Origin of the sequence: Intrasporangium chromatireducens Q5-1 (assembly GCF_000576575.1) — a bacterium.
Classification (GTDB): domain Bacteria; phylum Actinomycetota; class Actinomycetes; order Actinomycetales; family Dermatophilaceae; genus Intrasporangium_A; species Intrasporangium_A chromatireducens.
The window spans coordinates 1-1,191 of sequence record NZ_AWQS01000485.1; the positions used below are offsets into that span (position 1 = coordinate 1).

1 protein-coding gene is annotated in these 1,191 nt (G+C 68.6%); it reads right to left on the reverse strand.

The annotated features are described in order from the left end of the window. Positions 1–42: 42 nt before the first annotated feature. A complete protein-coding gene (locus tag N864_RS23910; protein WP_051518946.1) occupies positions 43–1,032 on the reverse strand; it encodes a hypothetical protein in 990 nt (329 codons plus the stop codon). Positions 1,033–1,191: the final 159 nt, after the last annotated feature.

Below are 1,191 nucleotides of genomic sequence, written 5' to 3' on the forward strand. Positions count from 1 at the left end.
AACTCCGGTCGCGAACCGTCGAGTGACGCGGCTCTTTGTGGCTCAGGAGGCACGGCGACGTCGCGGTCGTGCGAACTGAGCGGGCGCGTGGAACTGTGGCTCAGCGGCATACAGGTTGAGCTTTTCGATGGGAAAGCGGAGCTTGGCTGCGAGCTCGACGAGTTTCGCGTCACGCCGCTGCTTGTCGAAGACATCGTCGTTCCAGATCTCGACAAAGGCCCACCCGTCGGTCTCGAAGTCCTGCCGACGTACCCCGTCCTTGTGTCTCGCCTCGGCGGCTCCGTGGAAGGTGAGGCTCTGTGCCTCGGAGACGACCCGCTCCTCCTCCCAGGCCAGGTCGACCAGGCCGAGGAAGAGGTTGCGTCGGCTGATGATGGCCACGTTCGGCTTCGGTTCGGGCAGGCCGGCGCGGACGATCATCAGGCGCGAGCGCGACTCGAGGGCCGAACGCGACCCCACGCGCATGAAGAGGAGCGCATACGAGAGCGTCACCTTGCCACGTGGGCGGGTCCTCGCTGCCAGCGCCTCTCGGAGGGGCGCGGTCGTGCCGAGGAGGCTGGCGGCCGCGTCGCCTGCGACGATGAGATCGTCGAGGCCCATCGGCTTCCCACGGCCGACGTACTCGCCGAGGTCCACCCACGTGTCAGCCGGCGCGACGACGGGCAGCCCGGACACCACGACGGACCTGCGCGGGTGGAACGCGCGGTGACCGGCGAGCCCCGGACGGCGGATCTGGCTGACGGTGATCGGTCGGACGACGTGAATGCGCGAGTCGTCCGCAGCGGAGGGGAAGGGGATTCCGAGTAGTTGGGCGGCAGTGATGTGGGACAGCATGGTTCCCTCGGGCAGGCCCGCCAGCATTGCGCATGCCCGCTCCACGAGGGTCGTTGGCGGATCGAGGATGCGCACGCCCCGTGTCGGCCGAAGAAGCTCCGGGCGCTGCAGCTGATGGGAGCTCAGCCCGGCGAGGCGGCCCTCGCTGACGGTGAAGGGGCGGCTGAGGATCTGTTCCGGAAGGTCGAACACGTCCATGGAGCCACCCTCGTCAAGAAGGGCGCGAGCCGTGCGCTGACGATGGACCGCTGTGGAGGACGACCGACACCGCGGCGGGGCTGTGGACGGCCGCGGTGTTTGCGCTCACTCAACGGGCCGCGATCGGTGTTTGCGCTCGCTCGACGGTTCGCGATCGGA

Coding starts and splice junctions, on each gene's coding strand:
- N864_RS23910 (WP_051518946.1), bottom strand. CDS start 1,032: ATGGACGTGTTCGACCTTCCGGAACAGATCCTCAGCCGCCCCTTCACC.